At 47.1% G+C, this 16,172-nt stretch carries 10 protein-coding genes; 9 read left to right on the top strand and 1 reads right to left on the bottom strand.

The window, feature by feature from the left end:
• Positions 1 to 140 precede the first annotated feature (140 nt).
• From secA to LSG31_RS03710, 9 genes are all read left to right on the top strand, one after another.
• Positions 141 to 2,537: a preprotein translocase subunit SecA gene (secA, locus tag LSG31_RS03750; protein ID WP_347438070.1), complete on the top strand. Its 2,397-nt coding sequence runs from the start codon at positions 141 to 143 to the stop codon at positions 2,535 to 2,537.
• Between the two features lie 38 nt (positions 2,538 to 2,575).
• Positions 2,576 to 3,707 (top strand): peptide chain release factor 2 gene (gene prfB / locus LSG31_RS03745; protein WP_347438069.1). Its coding sequence is split into 2 segments (ribosomal slippage): positions 2,576 to 2,653 and positions 2,655 to 3,707, totalling 1,131 coding nucleotides; the frame shifts between segments, so codons are not numbered across the junction.
• A gap of 174 nt (positions 3,708 to 3,881) precedes the next feature.
• A complete protein-coding gene (locus LSG31_RS03740) occupies positions 3,882 to 4,769 on the top strand; it encodes a YitT family protein (RefSeq protein ID WP_347438068.1) in 888 nt (295 codons plus the stop codon).
• A gap of 158 nt (positions 4,770 to 4,927) precedes the next feature.
• The gene (locus LSG31_RS03735) at positions 4,928 to 6,556 is read left to right on the top strand and encodes a phospholipase C (RefSeq protein ID WP_347438067.1); all 1,629 of its coding nucleotides are present in this window, start codon (positions 4,928 to 4,930) and stop codon (positions 6,554 to 6,556) included.
• A 308-nt stretch (positions 6,557 to 6,864) separates the two neighbouring features.
• On the top strand, positions 6,865 to 9,243 hold the full coding sequence (locus LSG31_RS03730; protein WP_347438066.1) for a bifunctional YncE family protein/alkaline phosphatase family protein: 2,379 nt from the start codon (positions 6,865 to 6,867) through the stop codon (positions 9,241 to 9,243).
• Between the two features lie 327 nt (positions 9,244 to 9,570).
• A complete protein-coding gene (argC, locus tag LSG31_RS03725; protein WP_347438065.1) occupies positions 9,571 to 10,662 on the top strand; it encodes an N-acetyl-gamma-glutamyl-phosphate reductase in 1,092 nt (363 codons plus the stop codon).
• A 16-nt stretch (positions 10,663 to 10,678) separates the two neighbouring features.
• Entirely contained in the window at positions 10,679 to 11,908 is a 1,230-nt protein-coding gene (gene argJ, locus LSG31_RS03720) for a bifunctional glutamate N-acetyltransferase/amino-acid acetyltransferase ArgJ (RefSeq protein WP_347438064.1), read from the top strand.
• A 169-nt stretch (positions 11,909 to 12,077) separates the two neighbouring features.
• The gene (gene argB, locus LSG31_RS03715; RefSeq protein WP_347438063.1) at positions 12,078 to 12,875 is read left to right on the top strand and encodes an acetylglutamate kinase; all 798 of its coding nucleotides are present in this window, start codon (positions 12,078 to 12,080) and stop codon (positions 12,873 to 12,875) included.
• Positions 12,876 to 13,064: 189 nt separating this feature from the next.
• Positions 13,065 to 14,288 (top strand): aspartate aminotransferase family protein, encoded by a 1,224-nt coding sequence (locus LSG31_RS03710; protein ID WP_347438062.1) that lies wholly within the window; start codon positions 13,065 to 13,067, stop codon positions 14,286 to 14,288.
• A 70-nt stretch (positions 14,289 to 14,358) separates the two neighbouring features.
• Here LSG31_RS03710 and LSG31_RS03705 read toward each other — a convergent pair whose 3' ends face one another.
• The gene (locus LSG31_RS03705) at positions 14,359 to 16,074 is read right to left on the bottom strand and encodes a methyl-accepting chemotaxis protein (protein WP_347438061.1); all 1,716 of its coding nucleotides are present in this window, start codon (positions 16,072 to 16,074) and stop codon (positions 14,359 to 14,361) included.
• Positions 16,075 to 16,172: the final 98 nt, after the last annotated feature.

Genomic DNA, 16,172 nt, shown 5'->3' with positions numbered 1-16,172 from the left:
GATTGTGTACATTTTTGTTCTGTTTTTGATTCGAATTTTCATTTTTGAATGAAAGTTATCTGATTCCAGTTATCGAGGACATTCTTACGATAGTTTTGAAAGCTCTTGGAACGTATTGAAAAGAAAGAGGGGTGGGTTCTTTGATCGGCCTGCTTAAAAAAATGGTAGGTACTACAAATGATCGTGAAGTGAAGCGTCTATTAAAAACGGTCGATTTTATCAATTCCTTGGAACCGGAAATTGAAGCGTTAAGCGATGAGCAGTTGCGCGGCAAGACAGACGAGTTTAAAGAGCGCTATGCAAATGGCGAGTCTCTTGACGATTTGTTGCCGGAAGCATTTGCAGTCGTTCGCGAGGCATCCAAGAGGGTTCTGGGCATGCGCCACTTTGATGTTCAGCTGCTGGGCGGTATCGTCTTGCATCAAGGTCGTGTAGCGGAAATGAAGACAGGGGAAGGGAAAACATTAGTCGCCACGCTTCCGTCGTATTTGAATGCTCTTGCCGGACAAGGGGTTCATGTGATCACCGTCAATGATTACCTGGCAAGACGCGACAGTGAACAGATGGGACAAGTCCACCGTTTCCTGGGTCTGACAGTTGGCCTGAATATCGCCAACATGGATCACAACCAAAAACAGGCGGCCTATACGGCAGATATCACATATGGCACCAATAACGAGTTCGGTTTTGACTATCTGCGCGACAATATGGTCACATCAAAAGAACAAATGGTGCAGCGTGACTTGTTTTATTCCATCGTCGACGAGGTCGACAGCATCCTGATCGATGAAGCGAGGACTCCGCTGATCATCTCGGGGCCTGCGGAAAAGTCTACAGAACTCTACATCCGCGCCAATCTGTTTGTCCTGGGTCTGAAGGAAGGCGAGGAAAATGATTACACGGTGGATGAAAAGGCAAGGGCTGTCAATCTGACAGATCAAGGGACAAAGAAGGCGGAAAAATATTTCCAGATTCCGAATCTGTTTGACCCCAATTATATAACGTTCAATCACCATATTCAGCAAGCGCTGAAGGCACATGCCCTGTTCAAACGGGATCGGGATTATGTGGTGCAAAATGATGAAGTGATTATCGTCGATGAATTTACCGGGCGTTTGATGATCGGACGCCGCTACAGTGAAGGTTTGCATCAGGCAATCGAAGCAAAAGAAGGCGTCCGCGTTCAAAATGAAAGCAAGACATTGGCAACGATTACGTTGCAGAACTATTTCCGCATGTATCAGAAACTGTCAGGCATGACAGGGACAGGGAAGACGGAAGAAGAGGAATTGCGCAGCATTTACGGCATGGATGTGGTGGTAATTCCGACGAATATGCCAAATATCCGCGAAGATCTGCCAGATGTGATTTACAAAAATGAACGCGGAAAATTCCGCGCGGTTGTGGAGGAAATCGTAAAACGGCACGAACAGGGACAACCGATTCTTGTCGGAACAACGTCCATTCAGAAATCGGAATTGCTGTCTGAGATGTTGAAGAAACGCGGCATTCCGCATCACGTGCTAAATGCAAAGCAGCACGAGCGGGAAGCGGAAATTGTGGCGGAAGCAGGCCGCAAAGGTTCTGTGACGATCGCGACAAATATGGCCGGACGGGGAACGGACATCATCTTGAAAGATGGCGCCACAGAGCTTGGCGGCTTGCACATTATCGGCACAGAGCGTCATGAAAGCCGCCGGATTGACAATCAGCTGCGGGGACGTGCCGGACGTCAGGGAGATCCGGGATCCTCTCAGTTCTTCTTGTCGCTGGAAGACGATCTGATGCGTTTGTTCGGCGCGGAAAACATCATGAACATCATGGAAAAGCTAGGTCTGGAAGAAGATCAGCCGATTGAGAACCGCCTTGTATCAAGAGCGATCGAAAGTGCGCAAAAGCGGGTGGAAGGCAACAACTTCGACATTCGGAAACACGTGTTGCGTTTTGACGATGTCATGAATACACAAAGGGAAGTTATCTACAAGCAGCGTCGTGAAATCCTGCAGAGAGAGGAATTGCGGGATATTGTGGTCGGCATGGTGCATGACCTGCTGGACTTTATGCTGGATACGTACTGCAATGCGGAACAGTTGCCGGAAGAATGGGATCTGCAAGGTTTTATCGATTATGCGGAACACACCTTCCTTGCGCATGACCGGATTGCAATGGATGATCTTCAAGGCAAAACCCGGGAAGAAATCCTTGAATTTATGCATGGCGTTGTGGAAGAGGAGTATCAGAAGCGGGAAGAAATGCTTGGCGAATTGATGGGACAGTTGGAGCGCATGATTTTATTGCGTTCCGTCGATGGCAAATGGATGGACCATATTGATGCCATGGATCATTTGCGTCAAGGGATTCACTTGCGGGCGTACGGTCAGAAAGACCCTCTTGTCGAATATCGGATGGAAGGCTTCGATATGTTCGAGGAAATGATTCACAGCATCCGTGAAGAAGTCGCAACATATGTCTTCAAGGCGCATATTGGCATCGAAGAACCGACTCCTCCGATCGAAACAAAAGCGATTCAAGGGTAGAATTTGTCCCATATCTTTTGGAGGGTGATGATGCAGCAATGGCAGAAACATATGGAGAATTACGGCAAGATTTAGCATTTATATCCAAACGTCTTGCGGATATCGGGAGGTCTCTTTGACTTACCTGGAAAAAAGCAGCGGATCGAAGAGTTGGAAGGAAAAATGGCCGCTGCCTCTTTTTGGGATGATCAAGAAGCGGCACAAAAAGTAATAGCGGAGAATAACGGTCTGAAAAGTCTTGTGGATCGAATGGATGCATTGCAGCAAGGGTTTGACGATCTGGAAGTCCTCCTCGACTTGTCTCAGGAAGAAGGGGACGCAGATGCGTTTCGGGAAGTGGATAAGGGTGTCCGGGATTTGCAAAAACAAATGGAATCTTTCGAGTTGGAATTGTTGTTAAACGAGCAATACGATCACAACAATGCCATTTTGGAAATTCATCCGGGCGCCGGCGGCACAGAGTCCCAAGACTGGGCGTCCATGCTTTTGCGGATGTATACCCGTTGGGCGGAAAAGCGGGATTTTAAAGTGGAGACATTGGATTACCTGGCAGGCGATGAAGCGGGCATCAAAAGTGTAACACTGCTCATTAAGGGATATAACGCATACGGCTATCTCCGTTCCGAGCGGGGCGTTCATCGTCTTGTGCGAATTTCGCCTTTCGATGCGTCGGGCCGTCGGCATACTTCCTTCGTTTCTGTCGATGCGATGCCGGAAATTGACGAAAATGTGGATATTGATATTCGACAAGAAGATTTAAAAGTCGACACCTATCGATCCACTGGGGCGGGCGGCCAACATATCAATACAACGGATTCGGCGGTACGGATTACCCACTTGCCGTCCGGAATCGTGGTAACATGCCAGTCGGAACGGTCGCAGATCAAGAATCGGCAGATGGCAATGAAGATTTTGGCAGCCCGTTTGTATGAGAAAAAGCGGGAAGAGCAGGAAAAAGAATTGGCCGAACTGCGGGGCGAACAGAAAGAGATCGCATGGGGAAGCCAGATTCGCTCCTATGTATTTCATCCGTATTCATTAGTCAAAGACCATCGCACGGGTGCGGAAATCGGTAATGTCCAAGCAGTGATGGATGGGGAAATCGATAGTTTTATCGATGCCTATTTGCGCAAACAACTGGAGTTGCAAACGGAAGCGGCAGATGAGTAGAGATGGCGGAATCAAAGAATGATGCGTCATAAGAGTCATAAGACAAGTGTAGCAAAGTAGGAACGTGCCTGCGTGAAGAATTGCAATGGAATGCATTGCAGCTTCAGGCAGGTTTTTATTTATAACGATTATACATATATGTTTAGATGCTGGATGCATGATGAGGTGTGGCCATTGGAAAAGAAACCATTGCAAAAACCGTTGCGGAGAGGCAAAGACCGTTCGGAATATGCGATTCGTGATTATGTACTGATTACGATTGGCGTTTTCATGATTTCGATTGCAGTCAACTGGATTTTTGCACCCAATAATACGGTAACAGGCGGACTTACGGGGATTGGGATTATCCTGTTTAAATTGACGGGAATACCCATTTATATTACCAATTTGCTTTTGAATATTCCGTTGTTCTTAGTGGGTGTCTGGAAACTTGGCGGCAGTCATTTCGGACTGAAAACTTTATATGGAACTCTTAGCTTGTCTTTATTTTTCAAATTGACATCGCCGCTGTTGGAGCATCCTCTGACACATGAAGCGCTGTTGGCATCCATTTACGGCGGGCTGCTGCTGGGGTTGGGACTGGGAATCGTGTTTCGGGGGCGTGCCACCACCGGCGGGACGGATCTGGTCGCTCGCTTGCTGCAGCATTATATCGGAAAACAGCCGGGATTTTTATTGCTTTTCATCGATGGATCGATCATATTGACGGCCGCCATCGTGTTTGGCGTGGAACGGGTATTATATGCATTGATTTCTCTTTTTATCACATCGAAAACGATTGACTTTGTGCAAGAAGGAATCAGCCGGGCAAAAGTCGCCTATATCATTACGTCAAAAGTGGAAGAAGTTCGCGAAGGACTGCTGTACGACATCGACCGGGGCGTAACCAAACTTACGGCAACGGGCGGATATACCGGAGAAGAGCGCCCTTTACTGATGTGCGTCGTATACCAATCGGAAGTATCCCGGTTAAAAGATCTCATTCGCACCATTGACCCGAATGCGTTCGTGATCGTGTCAGATGCACATGAAGTGTTAGGGGAAGGATTCAAACCTGCGTGACTTGGCTCTTATGAGGTCGCGCCTTTTTTGTTTGCATGTAAACATACTCAAATTTTACCATATATTAAATTTGTCTTAATCGCCTATTTACATAAATGCTTTATTCTCAATGATAGAAACATAAAAACATAGAAAAACACTTTAAGGAGTGGAGAGAAATGAAACTGAAGAAAACGGCAATGGGAGTGGCAGGAAGCATCGTTGCACTTAGTTCTATTTTTGCTATGCCGTTATCAACGTTCGCTTCTGGATTTGAGAGCAATTATGGGGCAAATGTGGCGAACGGCAATGACGCTGCGCAAACTACTACTCCTATTAAACATGTAGTTGTAATTTTTGGGGAAAATGTCTCGTTTGATCATTATTTTGGTACATATCCCAATGCAAAGAATCCGGCGGGTGAACCAAAATTCGTAGCAAAACCAAATACGCCGAAAGTAAACGGTTTGACTCCGGATCTCTTAAAAAACAATCCAAACTTGGCAAATCCGCAACGCCTGGATCGTTCTCAGCCGATCACAGACGATATGGATCATGGGTACACGGCAGAACAGGCAGCGTTTGACGGCGGAAAAATGGATAAATTCGTGCAAAACACCGGTAAAGGCGACTGGCCGGTCAAGGGACAGGATCCATCAATCGTTATGAACTACTATGACGGCAATACCGTAACGGGATTATGGAATTATGCGCAAAATTTTGCGATGAGCGACAACTCTTTCGGAACGACATTTGGCCCGTCCACACCAGGGGCGCTAAATCTCATTTCCGGGCAAACACATGGAGCAATCGGATACAGCGCAAATGTTACAGACCCAACATCAAAAAAACTTGCGCCCGATGCGAATGGAGTCATTATTAAAAATGCGTTAAACACCAATGGTACCTTATATAGCGACGTTGACCCGTACTTTGACAAGGCGTCCAAAGGAAATACCGTTGAAATGACTGGCAAGAACATCGGGGATCTTTTAAATACAAAGAACGTTACATGGGGCTGGTTTGAAGGCGGCTTTCGGGATCCAAACCGCAAATCCACAAATGTCGGCGGCGCTCAGGTAACGGATTACAGTCCGCACCATGAACCGTTCCAGTACTATAAATCTACAGCGAATCCGAACCATTTGCCTCCGACATCGGCACAAATGATCGGTCATACGGATCAGGCCAACCACCAATATGGCATGTCGGACTTCTGGACGGCCGCAGATTCCGGCAACATGCCTGCAGTCAGTTTTCTGAAAGCTCCTATGTATCAAGACGGACATGCGGGGTATTCAGATCCTATCGACGAGCAACATTTTATTGTTGAAACAATCAATCATCTGCAACAACTGCCGGAATGGAAAAATACCGCAGTCATCATTAACTACGATGACTCGGATGGCTGGTATGATCATGTCATGGCAAATCCGCTCCTAAATGGTTCGAACGATCCGAAAACAGATATTTTATTCGGCATTGGAAACGCCGGTACTCCAAAACTCGGTTCCTATCTGGATCGCGCCGGTCTTGGCCCACGTATACCGCTGCTGGTGATTTCTCCCTATGCGAAACAGAATTTTGTCGATCATACGGTAACAAACCAAGCTTCGATTCTCCGCTTTATCGAGGATAACTGGAATTTGGGCCGGATCGGCGACGGATCCTATGATGCTGCCTCCAACTCTTTAACGAATATGTTCGATTTTAAGCACGATCCTCAAAGCAAGAAATTGTTCTTGGATCCTATAACAGGGGAAGTAATCAATAACAGCAACAATAACGACAATAACAGTAACAAATAATTTATACCTGATTCCTTCAAACAGTAGAAAAAGGCGACAGATGTGTCGTCTTTTTTTATTGAAAACATGTAAGCGAAAAAATGAAAATATTTCCAATTGAATGAATTGGATGCTGTGTATTTTTCTATTGTAGTTAAAAATAATCGTAAAACCAAGTGAATAAATGGAATAAATAGAATTTAACAGTATTTTAACCAATAACAAACAATAGATTTACATCATTCTTGTAGCATGAAAGTGCAACAAGCTTTTCCTTAGACAAAGAAATAGAAAAAACCTATTGTGCGTCAACAGGAGGAGGAAGAGAAATGAAAAACATCGGATGGAGCAAAAAGGTTGCGTCAGTAGCAGTAGCTGCACTTGTTTTTGGAACCGGTTCTGCGTTTGCGGCAGAGCAAATGGCAGCAGGTCCGCAAGCGGATGGGACAGGAGTTGCATCGGATGGCTGGTATCTCACGCCTGCCGGTAAACAACTGACACTGGGCGACTTCCCCATGGGCGGTGCAGTCAGTCCGGATCATCGGTATTTGGTCGTATCGAATGACGGGCAAGGCACACAGTCATTGCAAGTCGTTGATCTAAACGCCCAAAAAGTCATTCAAACCATCCCATATCAGTCGAAGGAAGCTCTTTACCTGGGAGTTGCTTTTAGTCCGGACGGCAAAACATTGTACGCATCTGCCGGAGGGAATAACAAAATCCGTGTATTCTCTTTTCACGACGGCACACTAACGGAACAAAATCCAATTTTAATGAAGGATTCTAATAACACCAATTTTTATCCCGCCGGATTGTCCGTATCTCCAGATGGGAAATCGTTGTATGTTGCAGACAATATGAATAACTCCGTTTCCCATATTGATCTGGCTTCCGGACAAATTACAACAACAACCCCGGTTGGGCAAAACCCCTATACGGCATTTCTTAGCCAAGATGGAAAAACTCTATATGTCAGCAATTGGGGAGAAAGCAGCGTTACGGCAATCAACGTCGGCAACATGACAGTTGAAAAGACGATCAAAGTTGGTCTGCATCCAAATGCGATTGCCGAAAATCCGGTCAATCATCAAATCTATGTGGCAAATTCCGATAGTGATGAAATCTCCGTCATCGATCCAAAGTCGCAAAGCGTAAGCAAAACGATCTCTCTTGCGCCTTATCACAGTGCGCCGACGGGCTCCCAGCCGGATGCTCTGGCCGTAAGTCCGGACGGTCAAAAATTATATGTCGCCAACGCCGGAAATAATGATATCGCAGTCATTGATCTGGCAAAAGGAAATGTGAAAGGATTGATTCCAACCGCATGGTATCCGACCGCCGTGCAAGTAAGCGCAGACGGCAAGCAATTGATGGTGCTGAATGCGAAAGGCTTAGGCGCCGGTCCTAATACGCAAAAACAGTATATCGGCAATATGATTGACGGAACCCTATCGTTCATCGCTGCTCCCGATCAGGGCCAGTTGGCGCAATATACAGAACAAGTAAAAAACAATGACCGTTTTATACAAGATCAACATGGTGAACGGAATGGCCAGTCAAATCATGAATTCGTGATTCCAAGACACCTTTCACAAAAATCCCCCATCAAACACATCATCTACGTAATTAAGGAAAATCGCACATATGACCAAGTGTTTGGGGATTTGGGCAAAGGAAACGGCGATCCGAGCTTGACGATGTTCGGAAAAACAATCACGCCAAACCTGCACAAACTTGCCAATCAGTTTGTTACACTTGATAACTTCTATGCAGACGCAGAAATCAGCGCACAAGGCCATAACTGGGCGACTGGCGCAAAATCGAACGACTATGTAGAAAAGAACTGGATGGCAAACTATTCTGGTCGGAACAGAGGATATGATTTCGAAGGCACCAACAGCGCTACATATCCAAAAGCAGGTTTTCTGTGGGACAACGCAATACAAGCGAATGTGTCATTCCGCGACTATGGGGAATTTATGAATTATGACACGAATAAAGGGCAATGGCTTCCAACCGATCCTAGTATCGGAAATCGATATGACCCCAATTACCCCGGTTGGAATTTGACTATCTCAGACCTTGATCGTATCAGCGAGTGGAAAAAAGAGTTCAATCAATTCGAGCAAAATGGCAGTTTGCCACAATTGGAAATTGTCCGTCTGCCAAATGACCATACGTCAGGAACCAAGGCTGGAGCGCTCACTCCACAAGCAATGGTCGCACAAAATGATTACGCTTTGGGACAATTGGTGGATACAGTCAGTCATTCGAAAGACTGGAAAAGTACGGCTATTTTTGTGACGGAAGATGACGCGCAAAATGGATACGACCATGTAGACGCACACCGGACAGAATCCTTGGTGATCAGTCCATACACGCAAACGGGAAAAGTGGACAGCACATTCTACGATACGGCGTCCATGCTGAAGACCATGGAATTGATTCTGGGCATGAAGCCGATGACTCAGTATGACGCAGCGGCGACACCGATGCTGAATGCATTTACAAAAGATCCAAACATGGCTCCATATACAGTTGCAAGCCCGGAATATCCTTTGAACGCAATCAATGGGCAAAACGCACCGGCAGCGGAGCTTTCTGCGAAACTGGACTTCAGCAAAGAAGACATGGTACCGTCAGATGTCTTAAACAAGATCCTCTGGAGAGCGACAAAAGGAAACGCCCCATATCCGAATGTGAAATAAAGCCGAACTTGGTGCTTCAGCACCTAGTGAGACTTATCCCTGTGGGGGCAAAGGAAATCGTACCGTATAAATAGAATCAATCGGTGTATAGTATAGACAGGCATGCTGAAAAAGCGTGCCTTTTTCTGTACGTTTTAACTTTACGCACTTACCGTATGTGCCATATTAGTCAAACGTATCATGTCAAACTTATAATTGAAAAATTATGCATATTTACGTATAATAATTCATATATTATTTTGCAAATTATTTCAGGTATTTTCTATAAGTTTTTATAGCAGCCCTTGATGTAAAATACAAAACCGATTGTTCGAACAAATATTGGAGATGATAGATTTGAAAGTTGCGATTATTGGCGCCACCGGTTATGCGGGAATTGAGCTTGTCCGATTGTTGCTGCGGCATCCGGAAGCGGAGTTGACCTATCTGACCTCCGATTCCTACACCGGGCAGGAATTGGCGGCCGTATATCCACATTTGACGGGTCTTTTGCAGTCTTCGCTGGCATTGTCCATCCATGATGATGGCGTATCTACTCTGAAAGCGATCGATGTACATACGATTGCCCAATGCGCGGATGTGGTGTTCTTGTCACTGCCGGCCGGATTGTCCTCCGCTTTGGTTCCGCAATTGCTGGAGCAAGGCTTGCGTGTGATCGACTTGGGGGGCGATCATCGGATTCCGGCTGATTTGTATGAAGCTTGGTATAAGAAAATGCCGGCAGATGCGGCGATTTTCCGGCAAGCAGTGTACGGGCTAACGGAAATTGCCCGCACAAAAGTGGCAGGCGCAACGTTTATATCCAATCCCGGATGCTACACGACGGCCGCCCAATTGGCGATTTTGCCGAGCTTGCAGGCAGGATGGATCGATGGCAGGCGCATCATCATCGACGCCAAGTCGGGTGTTTCCGGAGCGGGACGAGGCGTAGGACTGGGAACCCATTTTTCGGAAATCAATGAAAATTTCAAGGCGTATAAAATCGGTGCACACCAACATACGCCGGAAATTGAATACCATCTTAGCCTGGCGAGCGGACAGGATACCTGTGTGACGTTTGCGCCGCATCTCGTACCGATGACGCGGGGGATATTGGCAACATCCTATCTGCCGCTGCAAAGTAAGGCATGCGGCCAACTCACACAAGAACAGATTTACGAGACATATCAAGAGTTTTATCAGGATTCCCCCTTTGTGCGGATCCGTCCGATCGGGCAGTTTCCGCAGACAAAAGAAGTATATGGAACGAACTATTGCGATATCGGCTTGTATCTCGATCAACGGACGAAGCAGTTGATTGCCGTTTCTGTCATCGATAATCTCGTCAAAGGGGCGGCAGGTCAGGCAGTGCAAAATTTGAATGTGATGTATGGGCTCGATGAGACAACCGGCCTCGAAATGAGTCCGCTGTATCCATAAGGAGGAAATAGCAGGAATGGAACAACAAGTGCAAACACAGGTTGTAAGCCAAATGAACGGATTTGGGATTACAGCGGCAAAAGGATTTCGGGCAGTTGGCGTACATGCGGGAATCAAGAAAGAACATCTCGATTTGGGTATAGTCGTCTCGGACGTCCCGGCAGCGGCAGCCGGGGTTTTTACGTTAAACCGGGTACGCGCGGCATGTGTGCAGTTGAATGAATCCGTTGTTCAGAATGGCATTTTGCAAGCGATTGTTGTAAATAGCGGTAATGCAAATGCCTGTACAGGTGCCAAAGGTTGGGAAGACGCGCAAACGATGCAGGCAGTGACGGCAGATCAGTTGGGGATCCCTGCGGCGCATGTGGCAGTCGCTTCGACAGGCGTCATCGGCGTCGAGCTGCCGATGGAGCAAGTGCAGACTGGGATCAAGGCCGCGTGCCGGGAAGCTGCCGTCGAGGGGTTTGAAACGTTTGCCAAAGCGATTACCACAACTGACACTTGTTTGAAGCAATACCAGGCAACCGTGAACATCGAGGGCAAACAGGTAACGATCGGCGGCGCTGTCAAAGGTTCCGGCATGATTCATCCGAATATGGCGACAATGCTGGGCTTTTTGACAACAGATGCGGCGGTCGGGGCGGCCGATTTGCAACAGTTGCTGCGCGACGTGACAAATGAATCCTTTAATATGATCACGGTTGACGGCGATACGAGCACAAATGATATGGTTTTGGTCATGGCGAACGGGCAGGCGGGAACATCCTTGTTATCGCCGGAGCACCCGGATTGGCCGGTGTTTGCACAGGCATTTCAGGATGTGGCTGTATATCTGGCAAAATCGATTGCCCGCGATGGAGAAGGTGCGACAAAACTTGTGGAAGCGCGCGTACATGGCGCGAAATCGGTCGAAGATGCGCGGAAAATCGCCAAAGCGATTATTGGGTCGAATCTTGTCAAAACGGCTGTCTATGGAGCGGATGCCAACTGGGGCCGCATTCTATGTGCCGTTGGTTATGCAGGTGTGGACATTGTGCAAGAGTCGGTAGATATTTGGCTGGGTAATATACCGGTTGCGAAGAAGGGAATGGGCATTCCCTTTGATGAGGAAGCCGCGAAAGAATATTTGCTGGGCGATCCGGTTGTGATCAAAGTCGATCTGGGCTTGGGAGAAGCGGCAGCCACTGCGTATGGTTGCGATTTAACGTATGATTATGTCAAGATCAACGCAAGTTATCGCAGCTAAATAGACTAGTGGCGTAGAACGGCAAAAAACAGAAGTCGGCTACTCGGAATCAAACCGGCAGTTCTGAATCGAAAGCGGATTTCAGAAAATCGCTTCGAGTGTCTTCAAGTGTTAGGATATTTCAATAAATGACAAGACTGAATGCAAGATACGAAAGGTTGATCGATTCATGCATGGCGAGATTGTTGTCATCAAATATGGCGGGAGTTCCATCGGCAGCGGATTGGCAGACGTGATTCAGGACGTATTGAAATTGCAGCAATCCGGATGGAAGCCTGTGTTGGTGCACGGCGGCGGTAAAGACATCACTTCGATGTTGAGCCGTCTGCAGATTGAAGGCAAGTTTGTCAACGGTTTGCGTTTGACAGATGCGCCGACATTGGATGTAGTAGAAATGGTTCTGCGGGGAAAAGTAAATCTGCAGCTGGTGGCGGAAATTCAAAAACAGGGCGGAAAAGCGATCGGCCTTTCCGGAGTCGATGGCGGCATGATCCAAGTGCGGCAGAAGCTGCCGGAGCTGGGGTTTGTCGGCGATGTCAAGTCAGTCGCTACGGAACTTCTGGAAGTTGCGGTTGCGACCCAATACATTCCTGTCGTCGCACCGATCGGGATGGATGCGCAAGGTCAACGCTTTAATATTAATGCGGATGAAGCGGCAGGCGCGATTGCGGGAGCGTTGCAAGCAAGCCGATGCATATTTTTAACGGACGTTGCCGGCGTCATGCGCCAGTCACACACACAGTCAGACGGACAGCCGATTGTCGCCGATACACTGACCAGGCAAGAGATTGAGAGCATGATTGCAAGCGGTGAAATTTACGGCGGCATGATTCCCAAGATGGAAGCCTGTCTATATGCGCTGGAAGCGGGTGCGCAGCTGGTACAGATTGTCGATGGACGCAAAACCGGCATTTTGGCGGAAACGCTGATTGAACAATTGCCTCATGGCACAAAAATTGTGGCGTAAAAATTGTGAGTAAAAACACGGAAAAAAGAAAAGTATGACGAAAGACATTGGCGTAGAAATTGCCGTGCAAAATGCAGTGAGGTAAAAATGGCGGCGTCATATTGCATGTATGCATGTTAGAAAACATGGCATGTGTACCGATACATCCAATGTGTGTGCCGACACATCCAATGCAGGGGGGAATACGGGATGACGTATGAGGAGCTTTTTTCCGCGTCCAAACAATATTTGATGCCCAATTACGGGCGGCTGCCAATCGCCTTTGCAAAAGGCGAAGGGTGTTTTTTATACGATTTGGAAGGCAAGAAATTTTTGGATTTCAGCAGCGGAATCGCCGTAACATCGCTTGGCCATGCACATCCGGCGGTTACCGCTGCGATTTCTGAACAAGCGGGACAATTGCTGCATTGCTCCAATCTTTTTCACATTCCTGCACAAACGAAATTGGCGCAGTTGCTTGTGGAAAACTCCGATTTTGACCAGGTGCTTTTTTGCAATAGCGGCGCAGAGGCAAATGAAGGTGCGATCAAGCTGGCGCGGCGGTATGCCCAATTGACATATGGGCCGGAAAAACATGAAATTATCACGTTTCACAATGCGTTTCACGGTCGGACATTCGGCGCCCTCGCCGCTACACCGACGCCCAAATACCAGGAAGGCTTTGCACCATTGACACCTGGCTTTGCACATGCGGTGCCTGGGGATATGGAGAGTGTCAAAGCACTCTACACAGAAGCCACCTGTGCTGTCATGTTGGAGCCGATTCAAGGGGAAGGCGGAGTCATACCATTTGCCGAGGAATTCTTGCAGGAATTGCGGGCATGGTGTACCGAACATCAAGTGTTGTTGATTTTCGATGAAGTGCAAACGGGTTGCGGGCGGACAGGTACGTTATTTGCCTATCAGCAATTCGGTGTCATTCCGGACATCATGACATTGGCCAAGGGATTGGGAAATGGCGTGCCGATTGGCGCTGTTTTGGCAAAAGCGGAAATTTCCAAAGTGTTTACACCAGGCACCCACGGCACGACATTTGGGGGCAATCCGCTTGTCACCGCTGCCGGCGTTGCTACCATTGAGATTGTGAAAGAACCCGCCTTTTTGCAGCATGTACAGGAGACGGGCGCGTACTTGCAGGATGCGTTGCAAGCGTTGGTGCAATCCTACGATTGGGTAAAAGAAATTCGGGGATTGGGATTGATCCAAGGAATTGTCGTAGAAAAACCGGTTGCCAATGAGATTGTCAAACGTTGTTTGGATAAGGGTTTGATTGTTTTGGTGGCAGGGGCAAATACGGTGCGCATTCTGCCGCCTTTGATTGTGGAGCAGCAGCAGCTCGATCAAGGAGTCAGCGTGTTAAAACAAGCCTTCCAAGAACAAGACCAAGCTATACAATCCGCGGCGACTGTATAACAAACATTCAGATCGGGACTCCTTCACACGCTTGCGAGCATTTGCAGTCATGTGCAGGAGTCCCTATTTTTCATACATTAAATGTCTTCACCAGTTGTTCCAGTTCATCTGCCATCATCGATAAGGAATGGGCGGATGCGGTAATTTCCTGCATGGACGCCAGTTGTTCTTCGGTTGCAGTCGAGACGATCTTCACACCGGATAAGGAACGATCGGCCGTTGTGGAAATGGAAGCGATGGCTTTGACTACTTGTTCAGCACCAGCCGCCATTTGCTGCACAGATGCAGATACGTCTTTGATTTGAGTTGCCACATCCTGTACTGCTGTCTGTATATTTTGAAAGGATTGTCCGGCCACTTGCACAACATCGATTCCCGTCGTTACTTCCCGTGTCCCTTGTTCCATCGATTTTACGACAGAACCGATTTTTTGGTGAATGGAAGTGATATAGTCGGAAATTTGTTTGGCAGATTTGGACGATTCTTCCGCCAATTTTCTCACTTCATCCGCCACTACAGAAAATCCTCTTCCATGCTCCCCTGCTCTTGCAGCTTCAATGGCAGCGTTTAAAGCCAAAAGATTTGTCTGTGCAGCGATTCCTGAGATCGTTTCGACGATCGTACCGATATGATGTGCCTGCTCTCCGAGTTCACGAATCGTTTGGGCTGATTGATCCACAGTTGCATGAATCGAGTTCATTTGTTGAATCGTTTTGTGAATCGCTTGCGATCCCTGATTTGCCGTATTGAGGGCATTGGATGCCTTTGTAGAGACTTCCTGTGAACTTGCAGCGATTTGTTGCACGCTTGCAGACATCTGTTCTACCGTCTGAACCGTTTCATCGACGCTGTGCACCTGTATTTCCGTGCCGGCTGACATCTCTTGGATGGAAACGGCAATCTGTTCACTTGCTTTGCTTGTATGTTCGGAACTTGCCTGTAGTTGTTCCGCAGTGGCGGCAAGGCTGATCGCATTATCCCTTACTTGTCGAATCAAGACTTGCAAACCTGTGATCATGGAATTGAAGGATCGCATCAATTGACCGATTTCATCCTTGGAACGGTAATTTCCCTGAACGGTCAAGTCACCTGCTTCGGCCTGTTTCATAACGGTTTGAATTTGTATGATAGGCTTGCGTATGGTTCCGTCAATGAGCATGCCAATGAATGCGCATATGAAAATAGCGACGGCAAAGATAACGATAGAAACGAATTTTGTGTGAAGAAAGGATTGTTGATTTTGTTGATTGATTTGATTTGCCACTTGTTCCGTATGAACGCTTAATTTATGTAAAATATCATCCAGTTGTTGCCGGACGGGGAAAAGGTCTGTCGTATACGCATCGTACGCTTCGTTCTGCTTGCCCAACTGCTCGGCAATCGCAATCGTTCTGGCGTGTACATGCATGTACTGCTGCCAGGAAATATTGAGACTTTCCAGATTGTTTTTCTCGTAGGAATCAAGATTCACTTTCCCGTATTGATCGAGCAATTTTTGAATCTCTTTCGTACGGGCGCTAATGTCTATGTCCATGCGGCCATCCACACCGGGATCGTCAGAAATGATCATTTCCAAAATATCGGAAAAAATCTGTGTGTTGTCTGCGCGAATGGATTCAATCCACTGAACGGGAAGAAGTTGCTCCTGGTACATGGAAACTGTATTCTCGTTCATTTTGTTCATTGTGTTGTAATTGACGATCCAAATACTGGCCAATGCAAGGATGGCAATAAAAAGTAATACGATAATTTTGAAACGAACGGACAGATTGCGAAGCAGTGTCATTGTGCCCCCTCCTAAAGTTGTTTTGAAAATTCAGAAATTTTTCTCTGGATGATGTCTCTAGATGATGGATTGATTTTGTTACGTTGTTATATTTGCTC

Origin of the sequence: Fodinisporobacter ferrooxydans (assembly GCF_022818495.1) — a bacterium.
GTDB lineage: Bacteria > Bacillota > Bacilli > Tumebacillales > MYW30-H2 > Fodinisporobacter > Fodinisporobacter ferrooxydans.
Note: the sequence above shows the minus strand (reverse complement) of the source record. Positions and strands in the feature narration are given on the sequence as shown.

Excerpts from the sequence above, each read along its gene's own strand:
- argC (WP_347438065.1), top strand. The coding sequence starts at position 9,571 with ATGATAGATTTGAAAGTTGCGATTATTGGCGCCACCGGTTATGCGGGA.
- LSG31_RS03705 (WP_347438061.1), bottom strand. The coding sequence starts at position 16,074 with ATGACACTGCTTCGCAATCTGTCCGTTCGTTTCAAAATTATCGTATTA.
- LSG31_RS03710 (WP_347438062.1), top strand. The coding sequence starts at position 13,065 with ATGACGTATGAGGAGCTTTTTTCCGCGTCCAAACAATATTTGATGCCC.
- argB (WP_347438063.1), top strand. The coding sequence starts at position 12,078 with ATGCATGGCGAGATTGTTGTCATCAAATATGGCGGGAGTTCCATCGGC.
- LSG31_RS03735 (WP_347438067.1), top strand. The coding sequence starts at position 4,928 with ATGAAACTGAAGAAAACGGCAATGGGAGTGGCAGGAAGCATCGTTGCA.
- argJ (WP_347438064.1), top strand. The coding sequence starts at position 10,679 with ATGGAACAACAAGTGCAAACACAGGTTGTAAGCCAAATGAACGGATTT.
- LSG31_RS03730 (WP_347438066.1), top strand. The coding sequence starts at position 6,865 with ATGAAAAACATCGGATGGAGCAAAAAGGTTGCGTCAGTAGCAGTAGCT.